The 23,622-nt window shown below is 37.3% G+C and carries 18 protein-coding genes; all 18 read left to right on the forward strand.

Annotated features, from left to right (window positions below):
* The first annotated feature begins 87 nt into the window (after positions 1-87).
* The 18 genes from QCD85_RS19735 (at position 88) to csrA (ending at position 23,546) form a co-directional block, all read left to right on the forward strand.
* Positions 88-1,215 (forward strand): MraY family glycosyltransferase, encoded by a 1,128-nt coding sequence (locus QCD85_RS19735; protein ID WP_204826292.1) that lies wholly within the window; start codon positions 88-90, stop codon positions 1,213-1,215.
* A 234-nt stretch (positions 1,216-1,449) separates the two neighbouring features.
* Positions 1,450-5,481: an S-layer homology domain-containing protein gene (locus tag QCD85_RS19740; RefSeq protein WP_301263655.1), complete on the forward strand. Its 4,032-nt coding sequence runs from the start codon at positions 1,450-1,452 to the stop codon at positions 5,479-5,481.
* A 510-nt stretch (positions 5,482-5,991) separates the two neighbouring features.
* Positions 5,992-8,361 (forward strand): stalk domain-containing protein, encoded by a 2,370-nt coding sequence (locus QCD85_RS19745; protein ID WP_301263656.1) that lies wholly within the window; start codon positions 5,992-5,994, stop codon positions 8,359-8,361.
* A 127-nt stretch (positions 8,362-8,488) separates the two neighbouring features.
* Positions 8,489-9,067 carry a hypothetical protein gene (locus QCD85_RS19750; protein ID WP_301263657.1) on the forward strand — a complete coding sequence of 193 codons (579 nt, stop codon included), beginning with the start codon at positions 8,489-8,491 and terminating at the stop codon, positions 9,065-9,067.
* A 339-nt stretch (positions 9,068-9,406) separates the two neighbouring features.
* On the forward strand, positions 9,407-10,609 hold the full coding sequence (gene metK / locus QCD85_RS19755) for a methionine adenosyltransferase (protein ID WP_273613765.1): 1,203 nt from the start codon (positions 9,407-9,409) through the stop codon (positions 10,607-10,609).
* A gap of 74 nt (positions 10,610-10,683) precedes the next feature.
* Positions 10,684-10,806 carry a hypothetical protein gene (locus QCD85_RS19760; RefSeq protein ID WP_301263658.1) on the forward strand — a complete coding sequence of 41 codons (123 nt, stop codon included), beginning with the start codon at positions 10,684-10,686 and terminating at the stop codon, positions 10,804-10,806.
* A gap of 215 nt (positions 10,807-11,021) precedes the next feature.
* On the forward strand, positions 11,022-13,703 hold the full coding sequence (locus QCD85_RS19765) for a stalk domain-containing protein (RefSeq protein ID WP_301263659.1): 2,682 nt from the start codon (positions 11,022-11,024) through the stop codon (positions 13,701-13,703).
* Between the two features lie 61 nt (positions 13,704-13,764).
* The gene (locus QCD85_RS19770) at positions 13,765-14,916 is read left to right on the forward strand and encodes a sensor histidine kinase (protein ID WP_273613763.1); all 1,152 of its coding nucleotides are present in this window, start codon (positions 13,765-13,767) and stop codon (positions 14,914-14,916) included.
* A 13-nt stretch (positions 14,917-14,929) separates the two neighbouring features.
* Entirely contained in the window at positions 14,930-15,655 is a 726-nt protein-coding gene (locus tag QCD85_RS19775; protein WP_069328654.1) for a response regulator, read from the forward strand.
* Positions 15,656-15,752: 97 nt separating this feature from the next.
* Positions 15,753-17,798 (forward strand): DEAD/DEAH box helicase, encoded by a 2,046-nt coding sequence (locus tag QCD85_RS19780; RefSeq protein WP_301263660.1) that lies wholly within the window; start codon positions 15,753-15,755, stop codon positions 17,796-17,798.
* Between the two features lie 3 nt (positions 17,799-17,801).
* The gene (locus QCD85_RS19785) at positions 17,802-18,578 is read left to right on the forward strand and encodes a ComF family protein (RefSeq protein WP_301263661.1); all 777 of its coding nucleotides are present in this window, start codon (positions 17,802-17,804) and stop codon (positions 18,576-18,578) included.
* A 186-nt stretch (positions 18,579-18,764) separates the two neighbouring features.
* Entirely contained in the window at positions 18,765-19,178 is a 414-nt protein-coding gene (locus tag QCD85_RS19790; RefSeq protein ID WP_273613760.1) for a TIGR03826 family flagellar region protein, read from the forward strand.
* A 305-nt stretch (positions 19,179-19,483) separates the two neighbouring features.
* Complete coding sequence (gene flgM, locus QCD85_RS19795) at positions 19,484-19,771, forward strand: flagellar biosynthesis anti-sigma factor FlgM (protein ID WP_273613759.1); 288 nt, start codon at positions 19,484-19,486, stop codon at positions 19,769-19,771.
* A 3-nt stretch (positions 19,772-19,774) separates the two neighbouring features.
* Positions 19,775-20,284, forward strand: coding sequence for a flagellar protein FlgN (locus tag QCD85_RS19800; RefSeq protein WP_301263662.1), 510 nt, complete (start codon positions 19,775-19,777; stop codon positions 20,282-20,284).
* 16 nt (positions 20,285-20,300) lie between these two features.
* The gene (gene flgK, locus QCD85_RS19805; RefSeq protein WP_301263663.1) at positions 20,301-21,848 is read left to right on the forward strand and encodes a flagellar hook-associated protein FlgK; all 1,548 of its coding nucleotides are present in this window, start codon (positions 20,301-20,303) and stop codon (positions 21,846-21,848) included.
* 19 nt (positions 21,849-21,867) lie between these two features.
* Positions 21,868-22,770 carry a flagellar hook-associated protein FlgL gene (flgL, locus tag QCD85_RS19810; protein ID WP_301263664.1) on the forward strand — a complete coding sequence of 301 codons (903 nt, stop codon included), beginning with the start codon at positions 21,868-21,870 and terminating at the stop codon, positions 22,768-22,770.
* A gap of 90 nt (positions 22,771-22,860) precedes the next feature.
* Complete coding sequence (locus tag QCD85_RS19815; protein ID WP_301263665.1) at positions 22,861-23,301, forward strand: flagellar assembly protein FliW; 441 nt, start codon at positions 22,861-22,863, stop codon at positions 23,299-23,301.
* Positions 23,301-23,546, forward strand: coding sequence for a carbon storage regulator CsrA (gene csrA, locus QCD85_RS19820; RefSeq protein WP_301263666.1), 246 nt, complete (start codon positions 23,301-23,303; stop codon positions 23,544-23,546). The genes QCD85_RS19815 and csrA overlap by 1 nt, the downstream gene beginning before the upstream one ends.
* Positions 23,547-23,622: the final 76 nt, after the last annotated feature.

Raw genomic sequence — 23,622 nt, forward strand, 5'->3', positions numbered from 1 at the left:
TGAAAATGTGCTTAAAAGCAGTTTGGTGTTTAATTTCGAACGGAGTATAATTGGCTCCGTGAGATAAATTGGGGGTCGAAAAGCAAAATGTTAATCATTTTTATTCTCGGATTTGTTCTGGCGCTGGCATTAGCACTGGTTCTAACGCCGCTCGTCAAAAAGTTTGCAATTCGAATCGGAGCCGTAGATGTTCCTAATGCCCGTAAAGTGCATACGAGAATCATGCCAAGGCTTGGCGGACTGGGGATTTATTTAGCATTTACGATTGCTTTTGTCGCTGTCCTTCCGTTTTTGCCATTTGATCTACCTGCACGCGATGCTAATTTTATGAAAGCATTTTTTACAGCCGGTTCAATCATCGTATTGATCGGTGTACTGGATGACCGTTTTGAATTATCAGCTCGTGTTAAATTGTTAGGTCAGATTATTGCTGCATGTACAGTAGTATTCGGATATGGAATTAAAGTCGATTTTGTAAATATTCCTTTTCAAGATTCATATTCTTCACTTGAGAACTGGATCGCTATTCCTTTAACGATCTTCTGGATCGTCGGTGTAACGAACGCAATTAACTTGATTGATGGTTTGGATGGGTTAGCAGCAGGTGTATCTGCTATTGCGATCGGTAGTATTTTTACAATGTCATTGATTATGGGTAACTACCCTGTAGCACTTTTATGTTTACTTCTTTTAGGAGCGATTGTTGGATTCCTTTACTTTAACTTTCATCCAGCCAAAATCTTTATGGGTGATACAGGATCATTGTTCCTCGGTTTCAGTCTTGCGATGTTATCGTTACTTGGATTTAAACAAATCGCGGTTGTTTCATTTATTACTCCTTTGATCATTATCGGTGTACCATTGTCTGATACCTTCTTCGCGATTATCCGTCGTTGGGTACATAAGAAGCCGATTTTTGCACCAGACAAAGGTCACTTGCACCATTGTCTACGCGAACTTGGGTTAAGCCATCGTCAGACGGTATTGTTGATTTATGGAATTGCTGCTTTCTTCGGTGTATTGGCAATTATTCAATCATCGGCTGCGATTAATGAAGCGAACTGGGTTACATTCTTAGTCATTTGTGTAATGATGTTTGTTCTTCAAATTGGAGCAGAACTTATTGGGTTGGTTGGCAAAACAAAACGTCCTCTTCTTGGATTGATTGCTCGCTTACGTATCAAACCTGATCCAACACGTGGAAGTAAGCCTTAAATGAACATCAAGTAAGAAAAATAATATAAATTGTGAATCGGTTGTAGATTCTTTGATAGCAAAGGATCTCAGCGATATCGAAACCTCTCTTTCTATAGAAAGAGAGGTTTTTTTATGTGGATTTCTCTGAACTTATTAAAATATATCTGTAGGATGCCGATAAAAAGGGTAGACAGGTTATGCCCGCCATTAGTGAGTTGGAGCAGCGACCGAAATCAAAGGAGGAACATCATTTTGAAGAAAATACTATCGATGCTTATGGCGGTAGTTCTTATTGTAAGTAGTCTACCCCCAGGTTTAGGTGCGAAGTCAGCCGAAGCTGCGACAGGAAGCTTCTTTATTTTTCCGAATGAGCAATATGATATTGGAACACCAAAAATTGCTAACAGTGACAAACTTACCGTAACCGGTAGCTATAGTAATATCAATGCTAACTCGATCAGTTATGATGTAGAGCAAATTTCTAAAAATGGTGATGCAGTTACAGTAATCAAGTCCAACAAAGGGCTAACTGGAAATATCAATGCTAGTACTTCTGGTGGTTCAAGCTTAACTATTTCCGATATTCCTTTATATGCAGGTTTAAACCGTATTACGTTCAAAGCGACACAAGGTGTTGCTTCACAAGTAGCTGAATCTATTTATGTAGAATATCGTGATGGGCCAACGATCTATAATCTGAATGCAGTGTTGGATAATGACACAGTAGCATTAAAAGAAAATTCTTCTGTTGTATTAACAGCTACTAAAGGCGGCATCAATGACGGACAGCAAACAGCAAATATGTCTCTGAGTGGTTCTGCACCGAATGCTGCAAAAGTTACTGTTTTAGTAAATGGTGGTAATAGTAGAACTTCTCTTGTATCAAGCTCAAATAACTATCAATTTACAGTAGCTCCTATTGCTTTGAAACTGGGTAAAAATATTTTGACCATTCAAGCGATCAATGGAACACAAGTACTTGAAACAACACGTGAAGTTACATTTTATAATGGACTAACTACTTTCTATGATACGTATGCTCAAAGTGGAAGTCTTACATCTGCGGATCTTTCCACATTCCCGGATTTCACAGTTTCTGATAATAAATTTGCAGTTACAGGTAAAATTGTTGTTCCTTTGACTAACAACACACGTCCTGCAAGTTTTACCGATTATATTTCCTATACTTTTAGTGGTACAGGTGTACCAAGTACAGTAACTTCAGGTCAATATACAGGTACAGTAACACCAACTGTTATTGAAGATGAAAGTACTTCTGCATATGTGACACTAGCCTATACAATTCCACAAGATAATAGTCGTACGTTTGACTATGATAAAGGCATTAACTTATCTGTTCTTGCTAAAGGTGATTCAAGTAAAGGTCTTGGTTTGACTTTACGTAATAGTACAGCAGCATACATTTCAAAAGTAAACTATTTATCTGGGTATACAGCTAATACAAGTGATGCTTCTGCTAAAGCAATGATCGGAACTGCATTAGATGGAGCAAATATCTTCTCTTTACCAACAGCTTTAGAAGTGTTGGTAGTCAATGGAGATGCTAATACAACAGTTAGTATTAGTAAAATCGTAGATAGTAATGGAAAATCAGCAACTGCGAGTGATGCATCTTATACACTGATTGATTCATCGCCTGTAAGTGGAAGTTCTGTGCCTACGCAAAGATTACTTTACAAACTTACCAAACTTCCAATCAGCGGAACACAAACATTAACTTTTAAAGCAACTAAAGGTGGAGTAGATACACCAGAAGTATCAGCTAAAGTAAATGTATTATTTGGACCATATGCAAGTTTCAATAAAGCATACGATGGTATGGTTATTCAAAATAGTCAGAATGTAGCTGGAGCTGCTACACGTATTATAGTGGATACCTTAGACAACTTCTCAGGTAAATTGCAAAATGTAACGAATCAATCAGATATTCGTTATGCAGATGATGGTACAAATAAACAAACAGTATTTTTCTATGTAAATAATACAATCATACCGCTTGTACCTAATCCTGATCCAAAAGAGACATTCAATATACACGACACAAAATTCAAAATTGATCCTAGTGCTTTAGATAAAGCATACGCAGCATTGTTCTCAGGAGAGAATACGGTCAAAATTGTATTCAAAACTAATCAAACCTCTTATGAGAATGCTATTAAAATTAATTTAGTTCCTACAGATGTACCTGTTATTCCTGTAGATACTACATTAGGTATTTTCCCTTTTAAATATGCAGGCAATAGTGATACTATTCCAACTGCTAAAGATGCTGACTTCATAATGAATGGAACAGCATATACAACTAAACAAAAACAGTTCAATATTTATGGTACATTTGATTTTGTAGATTTAGGTACGACCAAGACAGGTGTACAAAGTGTACTCGATTCAGATCAATCAGTTAAAAAATCAAATTATATTTTAAAAGTTCAAAAATCTGATGGTACTACCGTTGGAACATGGACTCTTGAAGATAAATTTACTTCAACTACTGGTGATGCATTTAATGGAACAAGTAAAGATAGTGGAATAAGTGTATTTTATGATTATACTAAGCAATCGTTCTCGTTTATTTTGAGAAATCAAGCAGTTGCAGAAGATGGAAGCCCAATTGTGTATAACTTTACTGTATACAATACCGGAACAGGCGGACCTAGCTCTTCTGCACGTATGGAAATCAGCAAACAAACTGATTCTTATCAAATTGTAAGACCATTAGAAGCAGAAAAATTAACAAACAGCAACTTTATTGATGTAGTGGTTAACTCTAAAAATGCAACTTCTGTTGTAATTAATAAAGAAACAGCTGTTAAAGCTCCTTACTTTACAGATCCTAATAGCACTACTAATCCGGAGTATCCAGATGCTTATCTTGTTACTGTTCGAGATTTGAAACCTAATAAAGATACCAAAATTCCTATCATTGTTACAATTAATGGCGAGCAAGTAAAAACCGATATTACTGTTAAATATGTACCTACAAATATTCCAGGTGCAGAATTTATGCAGGATATGAAAACTTCTGCTAAAGTATTTGAAGGCGACTTGAATTTGAAATTTGCATCTGGAACTAACCTTATCCGTCGTGATATTGGTACAAGCGCAGATGACAAATTGAAAAATGAAGTCTTTTCAGGACATAGCCTTCTATTTGGAATTGGTAACAGCCAAGATGGAGTTATTGATCGTTATAACTTTGAATCGATTCCAACCAATATGGATGCTAAATTTAAAGTAGGGCAACAAATTTTCGTAAGTCAGTTTAATAATCACTTTGTGAAAAGTAGTCCTGTATACTGGATCGATCCAGGTTTAGCAGATGATATTACAACAACAGCTTATGACCCTACTAAATTAGGACAGAATCCTTACCAGGCTTCTAACTCTAAAATTCCAAGTTTCTACGAGCGTAATCCGCAAAATGAATTGGTTCCGTCGAAACGTGGAACATTAACATTGTCTTATTCGGATAATGTTGCTGAAGACGCTGGTAAAGCGATCACTGTATTCTTCTTTGACCGTTCACTTGGTAATAGTACAGGTCAGTGGGAAAATCTAGGTGGCGTAGTCAATGCGAAGAGTCATACTGTAACTGTACCGTTTGACCGGTTTGGTTATTATGTTGTTGCCAAATTAAGTTATTCTTATACAGATATTGTTCAACATGATTACGCAAGAGATTATATGGAAGCATTGTTTGCCAAAGGTATTATGAAAGCTGTAGATCCAGATACTTCTTTTGGAGCGGATCAATATATTACTCGTGGTGAATTTACTCGTGCTATTGTCAAAGCAAAACAAATGCCGTTTGATTACCAAGGTACCAAACACTTTATTGATGTAAGTAGTAGCGATAGTAATATTGCAGAAAATGCACTATATGATTATCGTTATATTGAAACAGCAGCTCGTGCAGGCTTTGTACGTGGTACTCAGCCACAAGTATTTAGTCCTGGAGATAGTATTAGCCGTCAGGACGCAGCTGTAATTATCGCCAAAGCACTCAATTTAAAAATGGACACAGACCAAACGAAGATTGATGCAGGTCTACAAAAAATCTTTAAAGATGCTACATCTGTAGATCGTTATGCTAGAGCAGCTGTATTAGCTGTAGCTAAAAAAGGCTTTATCAATGGTTCTGCTATCGATGGAGATTCTAAAAAAGGATTTAATTATTCTCCAACTGCAAAAATGCTGCGCTCTGATACAGCAGTCATTTTGGCGAAAGTAATGATCAGTGATAAAAAACTTCCTAAAATGTAATTTGTTACTAGAGAGGGCTCTAATCAGAGCTCTCTTTTTTTTGTATGAAAATAATTGTGAGAAGAGTGGTTTAAATAGTGCGAAACGTGTTTAGTAGTAATATAGTTACGAAAAAGTATTGTAGGCAAAACTGGCATATCTTCTCAAAGTGTAGTATGATAATCAAGGCTCTGTTTCGCGATATAATATATGTCGCAAAAAAAACAGAAAACTTTTTTTGAAAAACCGCAACTTTTTGAAGAAACCTGCGTCTACATATATGAACCCGATAAAACAAGGCAACATAATTGCTGACAGGTTATTAAATTGAGATTAACTTTTGGAATGTTTAGTCGATCTCAATGTGAAAAAATGTCTTTACGGCATCATTGACGCAATGTATAATAACTTCTGTGCACTGCGGTTTTTCGATTGACAAATATTCCGGTTACGATTTTCTGTGATTTTGTCACAGATATCATCATACAAAAAGGGATTTGCTTTAAACTCGGAGAGGGGGTGTAACGACTGATGAGTGACAAAATCCACAACAAACAAAAAAACAAAAAAAATGTTTATGATATTCAAGGAGGAGAACAAAAGTTTATGAAAAAGTCTACTAAAAAAGTATTAAACGTAGCAGCAAGCGCTGCTATGCTAGCAGGTATCGCTCCAGTAGCAGGTATCGTTGCTCCAACAGCAGCACATGCATCTGGTAGTTTTGATGTTATTACAGTACCAACACTAAACAGTAATTCTGGTCCAGTAAACTTGGGTCGCGTTAATATTAATATTGACCGTTATACTTTGAATGGTGGTACTAGTGCAACTGGTAACACATATTCACTTACAGTATCTCTTCCAACTGGTTTCCAATTTGCTGCTGATGCTTTTAAAGCAGGTAATGGTACTCAAGTTTCTGTAGCTGATCTTGGTAGCTCTGATAACAGCATTGCTGTATCTGGTACAAGACTTAGTAACACAAGTGCTCGAATCGACATTACTGGTAATAACCAAGCAGATGATATTACATTAGCATTAGCTCTTAACGGAATTCAATCTACTGGTCCAAACACAGGTGATGTTAATCTTACTTTTACAGCTGATCCATCTACAGGATTGCCTACAGGTAATGTTAAAACTGCTACTGTAGTATCTTCTGGTCAAATTGCTATCGAAGCAAGAGATACTCAATCAAGCAGTGACAACTTTGCATTTACGCTACGTGTTACTGAATCTGTAGCTAAATCTTTGAAAACTGGTAATGCTTTGAAATTCAAACTTCCCACTGGATTTGAATGGGATACTGTAAACGTTGATTCTGCGTTTACTAAACTATATGGTGATTTAACTGCTGCTGGTTTGACTGCTAGTGTTGATGGTGACACTCTTACTGTAGCTGCTAAATCAACTGATCTTCAATCTAAAGTAGCTTCTTCATTCGATTTAGCTTTGACTTTCAAAGTGGAAGATGAAGATAAAGCTAAAGACGGAGATGTTACAGCTACAGTCAGTGGTAACTCTTCTTCTAACGTATCTTCGTTGGTAGTAGGAACTTACGGTGAATACGGTGGTGGAGTAACAGTTGCATCTCCTTCTACTGTAATTGCTGGTCAAGATGAGCAACAATTAGGTGATATTGTTGTTAAAGAAGCAGTAGCTGGTTCATTTATTGGTGGACGTACAGTAACTCTTCAATTACCTGAAGGTGCTCGTTGGCAGTCAGTTTATGATAGTGGTAAAGATGTAGGTACTACTACTGGTTCTATCGAAACTGCTAATGGTTTAACTACTCCAGAATTCGAGTACACTGGAACAGATGGTCGTACTTTGAGAATGACATTTAAATCTTCTGACAATAACACTGCTGGAAAAGTTAATACTTCTAACAAAGCAGGTTCTATTACTTTGAAAGATGTTGAAGTAGCAGTACAACCAGGATTCAGTGGTGACTTGAATGTTGCTGTAGCTGGTAGCCAAGGTTTGACTGGTACAGTTAAAGTAGCAACAGCTACTCCATCTTTGACACTGTCTGCTTCTGATGCAACTTACAGTGCTTCAATCGGTTCTGATAGTGCAAACATCGGTAACTTGACACTTAAAGAAGGAGCAGCAGGCGCATTGACTGATGACGACAATGGTTTGGTAGAAGTTCTTCTTCCAGCTGGCGTAACTTTCGGTTCTGTACCAACTGTATCTGTAACTTCTGGTGACTTGACTATCCGTAACGTGTCTATCGACACTTACAACAACAGTGCTACTCAAGGCGTATTGCGTTTCTACGTAGACAGCGAAAGTACTACTGCTAGTACTATTGCTATCAACGGTGTAAACTTGCGTATCGACCGTACTGTACCACAAGGTAACATTGTTGCTAAAGTACAAGGTGATGCAGCTGCTAACACAGCTTACCATGGTTTCGGTGATGTTACTCAAACTTGGAAAGATAGCTACCGTTATGCTACTCAAGCAACTATTGCTACTATCGGAACACAAGCTCCAGGTGCTGAAACTAACGCTGTAACAGCTATTTACACAATCGGAAGCACTTCTTACAAAGTAAACGGGGAAACTCGTACTGCTGAAGTTGCTCCTTATGTAGAAAATGGTCGCACTTACTTGCCAGTTCGTTACGTAGCTGAAGCATTGGGTGTAACTCCTGCAAACATCTTGTTTGACAAAGCAACTTCTATGGTTACTTTGATCAAAGGTGACCGTGTAGTTCAATTGAAGCTTAAAACTAACCAATTGACTATCAACGGTTCTACAATCAACATGGATGTTAAAGCAGTAACTAAAGCTAACCGTACTGTATTGCCTATCGCTTGGGTTGGTAAAGCTCTTGACGCTACAGTAATGTACGATGCAGCTGCTAAAACTGTAACTGTAAACAGCAAGTAATATCTTCTGATATGAACACTGTCATATAGAAAGTATAACTACTTTCGCTTAGGTACCTCGGAGCGGGCAACTGCTCCGGGGTATTTTTGTTTTATATCTTTATTCTATACTTTAAGGAGGATATTATATGAAAAAATATGCTACATGGTTAATGGCTACTGCTACTATTGGGATAGGTATCTGGGTAGGTAGTTCGTTTGTTACAATTAGTAGTGCCAGTAGTCAACTGGGTTCTGCTGATGATCCTGTAGTCACCAAAAGTTATGTAGATCAGCAAATACAAAAAGCATTAGGTGGAAGTTCTAGTAGTTCTGCAGGAAATACTAACAATAGCAATAGTGGTACTAAAAATAACACACCTACTTCAGTCGCACCTCCTGTATCTACAGCTCCTACTCCTACAACAACTCCTGCAGCAACATCTTCTCCTACGATTACGGCAAAAGTGGTAGAAATTCGTCCGGGTAAAAAGTTAATTGCAGCAGCGGGCACTGAAGTGATTATACGTACAGGGAAAGCTGTCGTATACAGTTCAGAAAAAAATGGGATTTTAGATTTGACTGCTGGAAGTGAAATGGGTGGATCACAAGCTATTCCTAATAATCATCTACTTTTATTTCCAAGAGATGGGCGCGGGGTTGAAGTTGCTTTGACTCAAGGGTACAATGCTACAGTATTAGTAATTGGTGATTATAAAATTCAATAAGTTTGTATATTCAAAAGGATAGTTCTAAATTGAACCAATAGAATAATTTTAATATGAGATTATTGGTAAAAAGACAATTGAAAATCTGTAGTATTTGTATAAGATCTATTTTATTTACAATAGACTATCTAATCTTTTACGTATAAAAAATATACCTTACCATCTAGTGATTAGCGTTTGACACCTGGTATCAAATACGTTAATATGACTGTTGAGGCTTGTATAGCAACCTTTTCCTTATGGAAAGGGTTCATTTTTTGTGTAGGGACTTTGACTATATGTTTGAAGTTTGTTGCACATTGCTGACACCTTAATATCCATATGGGAGGTTGAAAACTCTTGTCTACTTTAAAGAGACATTTATTTACATCAGAGTCTGTAACAGAAGGACATCCAGATAAAATCTGTGACCAAATTTCTGATGCAGTACTGGATGCTTTTTTAGCTAATGATCCCAATGCTCGTGTAGCTTGTGAAGTAGCAGTGGCTACAGGTTTGGTGTTAGTTATCGGGGAAGTAAGCACAAATTCGGAGTATGTTGATATTCCATCTATCGTAAGAAATACAATCAAGGAAATTGGTTATACACGTGCCAAGTATGGCTTTGATTATAATACATGTGCTGTACTTACTTCATTAAATGAACAATCTGCTGATATTGCTCAAGGCGTTAACTCTGCTTTAGAAACTCGTGATACAGCATTAATGGAGAAAGAAACAGAAAATATTGGTGCAGGTGACCAAGGTTTGATGTTCGGGTTTGCTACTAACGAAACACCAGAATTGATGCCTTTGCCTATCGCATTGTCTCACCGTATCGCACGCCGTTTGGCTGAAGTACGTAAAGATGGTACGCTTAATTACTTGCGTCCTGATGGTAAAACACAAGTAACCGTAGAATATGAAGATGGTAAGCCTGTTCGTATTGATGCAATCGTTGTATCAACTCAACATGCTGAAGAAACAACATTAGAGCAAATCCAAGCAGATATCCGTGAACATGTTATTCTTCCGGTTGTTCCTGCTGAGTTGCTTGATGCGGATACTAAATACTTTATTAACCCAACAGGCCGCTTCGTTATTGGTGGACCTCAAGGTGATGCTGGATTAACTGGACGTAAAATCATCGTAGATACATATGGCGGCTATGCACGTCATGGTGGCGGTGCATTCTCAGGAAAAGATCCAACTAAAGTAGACCGTTCTGCTGCTTATGCTGCTCGTTATGTAGCTAAAAACCTAGTTGCTGCTGGATTAGCAGATAAATGTGAAATTCAATTGGCTTATGCTATTGGTGTAGCTAACCCTGTATCGATCAGTGTAGATACGTATGGAACAGGTAAAGTAAGCGAGGAAAAAATGGTAGAATTAGTTCGTAACAATTTTGACTTGCGTCCTACTGGTATTATTCGCATGCTTGATCTTCGTCGTCCTTTGTATCGTCAAACAGCTGCATACGGACATTTCGGTCGTACAGATGTTGAATTGCCTTGGGAACAAACCGACAAAGCAGAATTATTAAAAACTCAAGCTGGACTATAATAGTTTTTACGATCTATAATTATAGTTTGATCAAAGAAGGTAACTCGATTTTTTTTCGGGAAGCCTTCTTTTTTATGCTCAAAACCAATACCATTATTCAGAACTGGAACTGGAACTGGAACTGGAACTGGAACTGGAACTGGAACTGGAACTGGAACTTCAGTTTATTTTCAATCTGCAAATATGGTAGAAGATAATGTATTTGATCTACATTGATAGGATTACAGAAAAAAATGATTGGTTTACCGTAACTTTTTGCTTCTATTGTAGTCTATATTCTTATGTGGTGTACTCTGCCAAATTGGCATCTATATCTAATTAACGTTATGATCATTAAAGTGGATATTATGATGATAGTTATAAAAAATCAATGTAATCAGAGAATTTTCAACGAATAGGAGCGTTTTAACATATGACAGGCAAAACAAAAACGGCACGCAAATGGATTATTCTTACGATTGCAGGCTCGTTATGGATTCAACCCGTATTACAAGTAGGTATTCCTCAGGTTGCTTGGTTGCCTACACATATTGCAAGTGCAGCTGAGACGACTCAATTGAACGAAAGCTACATAACTTCTGGAGCTAAGCTGTTAGAATATCGCTACAAAACAGCTCGTTCTGGAAAAACTGTTTCTATTTTAGCAGATGTTGTTAAAGTAGATTTGAAAAATCCGTATGTTAATTTGGATGTAATGACAGGGAAAGGTAATCAATTTACGACCAAGCAATCTGTTGAAGGTATGGCGCAAGAAACCAAAGCAGTAGCTGGAGTAAATGGAGATTACTTTAATACCGCTAGTGAAGGTGTACCGATGGGAGCTCAAGCTTCTGAAGGTGTGTTGATGTCTAGCCCTTCTGAATTAAAAGGAATGTATGCATTTGGTGTAACAAAAGACGGTACACCAATGATTGATCAATTTACATTCCAAGGTAAAGTAACCGCAGAAGATGGTTCTACTTTTGATCTAGCGGGAATCAACCAAGCTTCTTATATGACAGAACCGAATGGTACATTTAGTCATTCCAATACCATGTATATCTATACAGATGCTTGGAAAGCAATCGAGCGTCCAGCCAATAGTTCAACTACACCGACTGAAGTACTTGTACAAGGCGGAGTGATCACGCAAATATCGGTGAATGCAACGATTCAAAAGGTAGTACCTAAAGGGGCTTATATTTTGCGTACTCATGGCAAAGCAGCTCAATTTGTACAACAACATATGAAAGTTGGACAAAAAGTAACGACTGATTATAGTTTACAAGCTAAATCGACAGGGAAATCTATTGATCCGACGACTTTACAGATGATGATTGGTGGTCATACGATTCTAGTAGATCAAGGAAAACCTAGTTCATTTTCTCGTAGCACTACAGTGATCGGTGGTAATCGTGCGCGTACCGCTGTAGGTTATTCACAAGATGGACGATATGCTTATATTGTTACTGTACAAGACAACGATAATAGTGCAGGTATGTCTTTGTATGAATTACAATCATTTATGGCTTCTATAGGTGTGTGGAAAGGTATTAATCTAGATGGTGGAGGTTCTACCACTCTAGTCACACGTCCTTTAGGGAAAACACAAGCTAGTCTAACGTTCCCAACTGAATATGGTGGTAATACTCAACGTAGCGTTGTAAACGGGCTAGGAGTGTATACCACAGCCCCACAAGGCAAAGTGCAAGGATTCAGTATTAGCGGACCCAAACAATTACTAATTGGGCAGACAGCGAAATACGAAGCAAATGGATATGATACTTACTATAATCCAATCAGTACAGCAGGAATTAATCCCTCTTGGAAAGCTGGAAGTAGTAATATCAAATGGACAGGCAGCGAATTTAAAGCGACTAAAAATGGTACAGCCAAAATTATTGCTTCTAGTGGCGGAGTCAGTACCAGTATGAATGTAAATGTTGTCGGTGCAGAAGCTATTCAAAATCTAACTACAGCTAGCTCTACAGCTACTTTACAAGCGGGCACTACAGTTGCTGTACCGGTAACCGCTACGTTAAAAGATGGCTCAAGCTTAACCATTTCTCCAGAAACGTTAAAATGGGAATTGGTTGGATTTAAAGGTAGCGTAAAAGACGGACAATTGAACATTTCTTCTGTAAATAGTGGTACTACGGTGGGATACGCTATTGCACGATATGATGGATTTAGTACAATGATGGTATTAACTACTGGTGGCGGAGCAACCAGTACATGGGAAGATTTTGAAAATGTGAATTATAGTATTAGTTTCTTAGGAAACCCTAGTACAGTAAAAGGAACCGCTCAAGTGACACAAGGAACAAGCGATCATGCTAATTCTAAAGTGTTGCAATTAACGTATGATATGACAGCAGGCACAAGTAAAAAATATGCTTATGCTCAGTTTGGCGGTACTTCTGGTAAAGCACTCACACCTGGAACAACAGGCGTAACAGTAGATGTGTATGGAGATAAAAGTTATAACTGGTTACGTGGTGAAGTAACAGATGCTAGCGGTAAAACGGTCTATATTGATTTTGCGAAAAGTATCAATTGGAGCGGTTGGAAAACATTAAATATTGATCTTTCTGGTTCAGGTATCGCTTATCCGGCTAAATTAAAACGTGTATATGTTGTTAATGTAGCTGAAGGACAAGACGAACGTGCAGCTACAGGTATGATCGCTATGGACAATATCCGTCTAACTGGAGCGGCTCAAGCAGCAACATATACTATGCCAAAAGGTACATTATCGATGACAGTGGGTAAAAAGACTTCAACACTAGATGGTAAATCACAATCTATTGATGTTTCTCCGATGCTTAAAAATAATGCAACTTATGTACCGGTTAAATATATAATGGATGCTTTTGGTGGACAAGCGACTTGGAATGCTAGTAGTCAGCGCGTGACCATTTTACGTGCAGGACAATTACTGGATTTGACTGTAAATAATAAAGCTTATGTATCAAATGGTAAGCTTCAAAACTCTACAGTAGCACCTTTAGTCGTATCAGGAAGGACTTTAGTCCCTTTAAGATTGGTGTCAGAACAGCTTGGTTTGACTGTAAAATGGGATCAGAAAACCAAGACGGTTAGCATCCAATCGTGATAAGTTATGATATGATAATACATGCATCATATAATTGACTTACAGAAATGGAGAAGATCGAGTGGAGTTCCACGCTGATGCAATAGATCACGTCATTAAGAATGCAACAAGTGTTATGGAAAATAGTAAATATCAAATCTTCGAGATTTTGGATACTTCGCGGAGTGAATTGCTCTCGCTAAATACAGAACTTGAATTGGTACTTCGTGAAACGACAGATACGATTGAAAAGGTAGACCAACTTGAAGTCAGCTATCGTAGTTCACGGATTCGACTGACAGAAGTCAGCCGGGACTTTGTACGGTATAATGAGGAAGACATTAAGCAAGCGTATGAACGTGCAACACAACTGCAATTGGATTTGATGATTTATCGTGAGAAAGAAATGTATTTAAAAGCAAGACGGGATGATTTGCAAAAACGAGTTAAAAATGTAGAAAGTTCTATCGAGCGAGCTGAGACCATCGGCTCGCAGATGGGAGTGGTATTAGAATACCTATCCGGCGAACTTAATCAAGTCACTCGTATTTTGGAATCTGCCAAAAACCGTCAATTGATCGGGCTAAAAATCATTCTCGCACAAGAAGAGGAACGTAAGCGAATTTCCCGGGAAATTCACGATGGTCCTGCTCAATTGCTCGCAAATCTAGTTCTTCGGACCGAAATTGTAGAAAGAATGATTACAAAGCAGGAATATAAGATGGTCCAGGACGAAATAGTAGATTTGAAGGGACAAGTGCGCTCTAGCCTAGAAGAAATGCGGAAAGTTATTTTTAATCTAAGACCGATGGCCCTCGACGATTTGGGTCTCATTCCAACTTTAAGGAAATATGTGCAAGATTTTGAGAATAAAACTCGAATCCGCACGATTTTCGAAACAAGAGGCAAGGAATATCGACTCACTTCTGCTATGGAAGCTGCGATTTACCGACTAGTTCAAGAAGCACTCACTAACGCGTCTAAACATGCTTATCCTACTTATGTAACGGTTATCATTACTTTTCAGTCACAAATGGTTAAGTTGATTGTTGAGGATAACGGACGCGGTTTTAAGTTGGATATGATAGAGCAAAAGACCAAAGATCATACTCATTTTGGATTGATCGGCATGCGGGAACGAGTAGAATTGCTTGAAGGAAGAATGGAAATCGAATCTGCCGAAAATCAGGGTACGAAAATCGTAATCCATATTCCGACGAACGTGGAAAAGTGAAAGGAGTAACAGAATGGAAAACCATGATTACGGCACTAAAAAAATTAAGATACTCTTAGCCGACGATCATCAGCTTTTTCGTGAAGGTCTAAAGCGTATTCTGAATATGGAGGATGACCTTGAGGTTATTGGTGAATGTGGAGACGGAATTCAAGTTTTAGAATTCTGTAATCACAATCCTCCAGAAGTTGTATTAATGGATATTAATATGCCGATCGAAAATGGAGTAGTAGCTACTGAAAAATTACGTGAGCTATTCCCTGATATTAAAGTGATCATTCTGTCTATTCATGATGATGAGAGCTATGTATTTGAAACGTTACGTAAAGGCGCTTCAGGATATCTTTTAAAAGATATGGAAGCTGAGTCTTTAGTAAATGCTATTCGTTCTGTTATGGAGGGACATGCTTATATCCATCCTAAAGTAACAGGTAAACTAATCCAACAACTTCGTCGTATGACGTATACTAATGAATCCGGTGTATTAACAGACAATAATAGCTCTGGTGATACAGGTGTTAAATTTGTAGCGGGCGATGATAATCCTCTTACACGGCGTGAAGCAGAAGTATTGCGTCTGATGGCAGAAGGTAAGAGTAACAAAATGATTGGTGAATATTTATTTATCAGTGAAAAAACTGTAAAAAATCATGTAAGTAGTATTTTGCAAAAGATGGAAGTTGATGACCGTACACAAGCAGTAATCAACGCTATCAAACATGGTTGGGTTACACTTTAATTCTAATAAATAACACACGTAAAAGTGAAGCACACTTTTCCTAGAGATAGGGAAGGTGTGCTTTTTTGCTATTTCAAGAATAGAAAGGAGAATATAAATGCAAATTGCATTGTACGCTATTAAGCAAAAAGACGAGTGGTCTTTTGAAATATCGCTTGATCTTCGTATTGATCTCATATGGTGGACTTCAGATAAGCGACATACAGAAACCATCCAACAAATGATATATATTTCATCGACTATTCCTTTAGTATGGGCTTTGCAGTGCAAGCAATATTTAAAATTCGATAACAGTGCAGATCGTTGGGATCAATATCAATGGAAACAACATATAGAGCAATGGTTATTCAATCGTATTCAAAATTATAATCAGCATGACAATCAGCGTAGAAATATTCATTCTTTTATAGTGGCGGATCAGATAAAGATATTGTGGGATAATACTGTGAACACAATAAAAGATATACCTTTTTTAGTATCTACTATACAACACATGCAAGATCAGCCAGACGAATACATAGATCATTCGGGATTACCTGTTTGGAAACGAAAAGTAATGTTAAGCGCAATAGAACTCACTCATATGATGCAAGGTCGTTCTCTTTTAGAAACAGAATACATGATGATGATTACAGATCAACAAATAAATCTTCTAACTCATTGGAAAACATATACACAGCTAGCATATTTAACACAATCATTGCGACTTCACTCAGCTGTATATAAAGATTCTGCTTCAAGTTATCATTGTCGTCGTTGTGGAAGCCAGAGGATGAACGCCACGCCGTGTGCTAGTTGTGGCAGTTCTGCATGTGCTTATTGTGAGACCTGTCTTAATCTGGGTAGAAGTCGTGAATGTACTTTAATGATTCAATCTGTATATATAGCGCCATTAGATCTAAATTCTGTTTCTTCTATAGATACTAATTATAAAGAAGAAAATATTCAGATGAGATGGGGACTTAGTGATGCACAGACTGAAGCCACTACCAGTGCATTATATTTTTTAAAAAATACAACGAAAAACTCGATCAAAACAATATCTTCAAGTAATAATTTCTTCTATCTCTTTTTTCTATCCAAATCAAAAAATAAAAAGCGTATTCCTAGTCCTTCCTATTTTACACATAAACGTTTCCTACTTTGGGCAGTAACAGGTGCAGGTAAAACAGAAATGACCTTTCCGCTAATCGATCATGTATTACAAAATAAGGGGAAAGTACTAGTAGCAACACCAAGAAGAGATGTAGTGCTTGAATTAGCTCCTCGTATGGCCAAAGCTTTTCCAGCAACAACGATCTCTGTATTGTACGGAGGAAGTGAAGATCGCTGGCGAAGCGCAGATTTGACGATAGCTACTACACATCAACTATTAAGATTTTCGCAAGCATTTGATCTGATTATTTTGGATGAATTGGATGCGTTCCCTTTTCACAATGATCCGATGTTAGCATATGCCGCTAATGCTTGCTGTAAATATGATGGAGCTTTTGTATATTTATCTGCGACCCCACCTGTGCAATTACAAAAAGAAATCAAACAAGGAATACTTGCGCATGCTAAAGTACCGGCTCGTTTTCATGGACATCCTTTACCAGTACCAAAGTATATTCATATACCAACAGTGACTCATATGCTTAACAGAAAGCAATTATCTCATACTTTGTTAAAATATTTACGTTATTCGGTAACACGTCAGGCACAGGTTTTTATATTTGTTTCTCGGATAGCATTAATCGAATCGCTAGTATTATTACTGCGATCTTATTTCCCACAGCTTTCAATTGAAGGAACTTCTTCTCAAGATCATGAACGAGCGGACAAAGTCCTTCTTTTTCGAGAGCAACAGATACGAATATTAGTCACAACTACTATTTTAGAACGCGGAGTCACGATTCCTTATAGTGATGTCTATATTTTGGATGCTGATAGTGGATTATTTGATGCGTCTTCTCTCGTACAAATGGCAGGACGAGCAGGGAGATCCAAAGAAGATCCTAAAGGAAATGTGATTTTTGGCGCTAAGCAATGGACAATCGAGCAGAAAAAAGCAGTATCACAAATCAAGCTTATGAATCGAATCGCTAGACGTAAAGGTTATCTACATGCATCCAAATCATCCATACTAGGAAAGGGATTATAGATTATGTTAAACAAAAACTTATGGAATACATGGTTGTCTTATCTATCTCCACACTATGATGCTTGTATGTCTTGTGGTAAAAAGGCGGCATTAATGAAAAGATATCCTGGGATTTGCGAGCTTTGTGCACGGCACATTCCCTGGATTACTCAGATTACCTGTAAAGTATGTGGACGAGAGAGCTATTGTCCTGATTGCCAGCGTAAATCAGCAGCACAACGTTATTTTATGTTCAACCGTAGTGCGGTTTCCTATAACGATACGATGAGAACATGGTTAGCCGATTATAAATACAAGGGCCAAGAACGGTATGCTTCTTTATTAGGACAAATAGTAATAGAAGCATATCAGGGGATGAAGCAAGAGATGACAGAATTTTATCGAAAAGCGTGGACTATCGATGTGGTTACATTTGTACCTGTAAGTGGATCACGATTAATACAGAGAGGTTTTGATCAAGCAGCAGTTCTAGCAAGTCATTTGGCTACATATGAACGTTTACCTTATAAATCTTTGTTAGTTAGACAACGAGATACAATCAAGCAAAGCTCACAAGGACGACAAGCACGTATTATGAATATGAAAGAAGTATTTGGTTATGATTTGGATACGCCACAATGGTTAACTACTTATCAATCGCATAGCCTAAATATACTACTCGTAGATGATATCTATACAACAGGAAGTACTATTAATAATTGTGCAAAAGCGTTAATCGAAGCTGGGCAGCTTCATGGTATCGCTATACAGGTATTTAGCTTAACATGGGCTCGTTCTTGAAAAGCATGTACGATATCGTATTCATTCTGTACACTCTAGTCTATTTGATGAAAATTTAAAAGAATGTATGAAATAAATCGTTAATTTAAGCTTTATTATTAATAAATAAGGACCTATTGTACGATATAATATAAATAAGAGCATAAATGATAAAGATGTAGTGCAATGATTAGGAGGCGGTACGGGATGAACTTAGCTAATTGTCCCCGTTGTGGTAAATTACATGTTATGAATCTCAGAGGAATCTGTGGTAATTGTATAAAAGAAATTGAATTCCAATATGAAGATTGTATCAAGTACTTACGTGAACATAAAGGAACAACAATTACAGAATTATCCGAAGCAGTGGAAGTACCTGTGAAGCAAATCACACAGTTTATCAGAGAAGGACGCATTTCAATCGCTAATGCACCTAATATGTCTTATGCTTGTGAAGTGTGTGGTAATCCTATTCGAGATAGTAATATGTGTGATTCTTGCCGGGCACGTCTTAATAAAGACATTCAACATGCTTATGAAGATGATCAAGCAGCCAAAAAAGAAGAAGCACAAAAAACCCAAGGGACCTATCGGGCAGTCGACAAATTCCGAAATATGTAAGAGGTTTTCCATATACAAGTCAAATAACGACAATATTTGGTGCTATATGAGTGGTTTCAATTGCGTACGTATGCAGGATTAGGACTTAAGCAATGACAAATGTCGTTTTATAATTAACCACTTTATAACTATAAAAATTATCTCGAAAATGTCCGATAATCTTAGTAAATACTAAATCGGTTGTCTATATGATATCAGGAAAACAACCTTTTGCTTATCACCCAAGCTTCCTGATATCAAAAAAGAACGTCCTATCCTGAATAGGAAGTTCTTCTCAACTAAAATTACTAAGGAGCGTGTCAACCATGAAAATTAACGAAACTAACCGCGTAAGTGCAATCAACCCATACCAAAGAGCAGCAGAGGCAAAAGCAGTAACTAATGAGAAAAAAGCAAATCGTAAAGATGAAGTGTCAATCTCGCCGGAGGCAATGGAAATGTTACAAGCAAATAGCACTCAAGCTTCTGCTAATGCAGAACGTGCTCAAAAAATTCAAAGTCTGAAAGAACAAGTATCTTCGGGTACGTACAATGTGGATGCAGGCGCACTTGCAGATAAGTTGTTGCCTTTCCTAAAAGGAACGGGGAATTAATCAATGAGTAGTGAGACTTTGCAGAAACTGGTAGCAAAGCTCGATCAAATGAATGATTGCCATATCCAGATGATCGAGCTCGGTGAGCGCAAAAAGCAAGCTGTTATCAAAAATGAAATCAGTTCTCTCATTGCTGTAATGAATAAAGAATCGAAGTTAGCTAAACATATTGAATCAGAAGAACAGATGCGTGAAGAAATCGTACATGCTTTTTTGTTGGAGCGTGGAATTAAATCTAAATTACGTTTAAATGTTATCGAACTTGCCCGTCTTGTTTTTGATCCAGAAGAAAAACAAGAACTCCTCGAAGCTCGCTCTAGACTAGCTGCCACTTTGGAAAAACTCCAAAAACTAAATGATTTAAATAAACAATTGATCCAACAAGCCATGGATTACGTAGAATTTTCATTAGAGATGTTAACATTAGTTCCTGAACAAGATTTGACTTACCAACATCCTGCTGACAAAGCTTATGGAATGACACGTTCAGGACTATTCGATACACGTGGCTAAGAATTAGGAGGATTATATGACATCTACATTTCATTCTATAGAAACGTCGAGACGAAGCCTTTCTACAACAACAGTCTCTTTAAATACAGTTGCTCATAATATTGCAAATGCTGATACTGTCGGATACTCTCGTCAAGTTGTCCATACAAGTGCAACTAACCCGCTAGAAGCCGTTGCCTTTAAAAATGCTACATCCGCAGGACAGATTGGTACTGGTGTTGAAGCCACTTCTGTACAACGTGTACGTTCTTTATTTTTGGATACTCAATACCGTGGTGAAAATTCCTCGTTAAGTAGTTGGACAACTAAAACAGATACATTATCCAAGTTAGAAACAGTAATTAATGAGCCATCAGATACAGGTATGCAAACTGTTTTAAATAATTTTTGGTCAGCATGGTCAGATTTAAGTAATAATCCTCAAAGTACAACAAACCAGAAAATTTTAAAAGAAAAAACTCTTTCTTTAACAGATTCAATGAATCAAATGAGCAAGCAATTAGATACATTAAGTACTGATTTAACTTCAAGTATCAATCTAGATACGACAACTGTAAATTCTTTATTGTCTACTGTAGGAAGCTTGAATCAAAGTATTATGTCGATTGAATCATTAGGAAATGATGCGAATGATTTACGTGATCAACGTGATTATGCTGTAGATCAATTATCCAAATATGGAAATGTAACTACTACAGAGCTGAGTGATGGTTATCAAATTAATTTTGGAGGACAAGTAGGTGTAACGGGAAGTACAGTTACTCCGGTTACTGCGGCTTCATTACAAACTGCTTATCAAGGTGGAACATTAACGAGTGGAGAAATGCATGGGCTTTTTACTTCACGCGATCAATATGTAGTAGATCAAAAATCAAAATTAGATCAATTGGCTAATACTCTTGCTAATGGTGAATTGACTGTGAATTTACCCGCAGGTTCTGTTATTCCGAATGGTACAATATTAAATGGAGTTACCTACTCAGACGAAGCGGGTAATCGTACGTTAAAATCTAGCTTGAGTGTGACTGTTAATGGTATTAATGGATTGCAAAAGCTAGGTTATAATAGTGCAGGGGATCAAGGCACTGATTTTTTCACTGCTTCTGATAGTGGCGGAACAATTACAGCGGGAAATATAACACTAAATAGCTCTTTACAAAAAGATCCAAGTTTAATCGCATTTTCTTTAAGAACAACAGGTACAGGGGATAATGAAAAAGTTGTAGCTGGTAACGGCGGGCTAGCCTTAATTATGTCGGAATTACAAAATACTAAAATGAATTTTGGTACAAGCACTGCTACTACAGTACAAGATTATTTTAATAGTATGGTAGGAGAGCTAGGCGTAGATTCAGCAGAAGCAAAACGTCAGACACAGAATGCTCAAACTTTAACAGATCAGGTAGATAGCAATAGACAATCTGTAAGTGGCGTATCTTTAGATGAAGAAATGTCGGATTTGCTCAAATTTCAACATGCTTATAGCGCTTCTTCACGTTTTATGACGACAATGGACCAACTACTGGATAGATTGATTAATAGTACAGGTAGAGTAGGACTCTAATAAGTAAGGGGGTAAAAGTATGCGTATAACATCTAGTATGATAACTTCGCAGACATTACGAAATTTAAATAAAAGTCAAGTCACTATGGATAACTTGAACGATCAATCAACCACAGGTAAAAAAATAAATAAAGCTTCAGATGATCCTACAGGAACAACATATGCACTTCGCTATCGTGCGGAACTTTCTGCCAATGATCAATATCAGAGTAATACTGATGCAGCTCAAAGTTGGCTGGATTACTCTGATACAATTATGGGACAAGCTGGCGATATTATGACTCGTATGAAAGAATTAACTGTACAAGCAGGTACAGGTACTACCGAATCAAGTGGTTTAACTGCAATTAAAGATGAACTATTGGAGCTAAAAAAACAACTGGCGGACATTGGCAATAGCCAATTGACTGGGAAATATATTTTTAATGGTGAACAAGTTGACCAGAAACCTTATGAGCTTTCTGACTCTGTAACAAGTCTTGCAAATGTTAAAACAGATACTGGTCAAGTTACTTATGGGATTAGTGAGCAAGTTAGTTTGGGCGTAAGCACAAATGGAAATGATTTTTTCGGTAATTCAACAGATACAGATAATGTATTTGCTACAATTGACCGCTTGACAACTGCTTTAACAAATGGTGATTATAAAGGTATCAGTTCAGAGATAGATAATATTTCAAGTCGTGCAACTAAAATGTCTGCTGCTCGTTCTGAAGTGGGTGCAAAAACGAATCGGGTAGAATTGGTTAAAAGTCGTTTAGAAGACCGTGAGCTTAATGTAAACACATTACAAGCCAGCGTTGAAGATGCTGATATATCTGAGGTATTAATTAAAGCATCTTCTGCTAAATCAGCTTATCAAGCTGCTCTTCAAACATCCGCATCTATTATGCAAATGTCACTTGTGAATTTCTTGAATTAAATTTACAATACAAATATGTAAAGAGTTAATAAAAAAGGCTATGGACTATCGCTGTCCGTAGCCTTTTCTTGAAAATAAGGAGGAGAAAGTATGACAAGTTCATCCATTTCGTCTGAACGTAATACTAATTTAAAAGAAAACAATTATACATTCCCTAAAGGTATTCCAGGATTTCCTGAATTCACAGAATATCAGGTGATTCCTCAATATGAATCTTTTAGTTTATTGCAATCTGTAGATAATGAGTTAGTGGGTTTTATTGTGGTAGATCCATTTATTTTTTATCCAACGTATGAATTTGAATTGCCGAAGGATGTGCAAGAAGAACTCCATATTGAATCTGAAGATCAAGTGGCTATTCGTTGTATTGTGACCTGGAATAGTGTGCCTGAACAGATTACTATTAATCTGGTGGCTCCTATTATTTTTAACATTAATGAACAAGAAGCCAAACAGATTATTTTGCAGACTACATCTTATACAACCAAGCATTCATTGTACGCAGGTAATACACCGAAGGGGGAAGCCTAATGCTAGTATTATCACGTAAAAAAGGCGAAACGATTATTATCGACGATCAGATTGAAATTACTATACTTTCAGTTGATGCAGATACGATAAAACTTGGTATAGCGGCTCCTAAAAATATTGATATTTATCGGAAAGAAGTATACGAAGCTATTCAACTGAGTAATCAGCATGCTGCGATTAGTCCTGAGTTATTGGAACAATGGCGTCATCAGCAAAAACCATCTTCACAAAAAAAAGATGCTTAATTTATAAAAAGTTCTCAATAACTATAAACAATCGAAGTATAAGAGTCGATATAATAAATAGAGCGGTAAAGCGGGG

This window comes from Paenibacillus sp. PsM32 (assembly GCF_030433815.1).
Lineage (GTDB): Bacteria > Bacillota > Bacilli > Paenibacillales > Paenibacillaceae > Saccharibacillus > Saccharibacillus kyungheensis.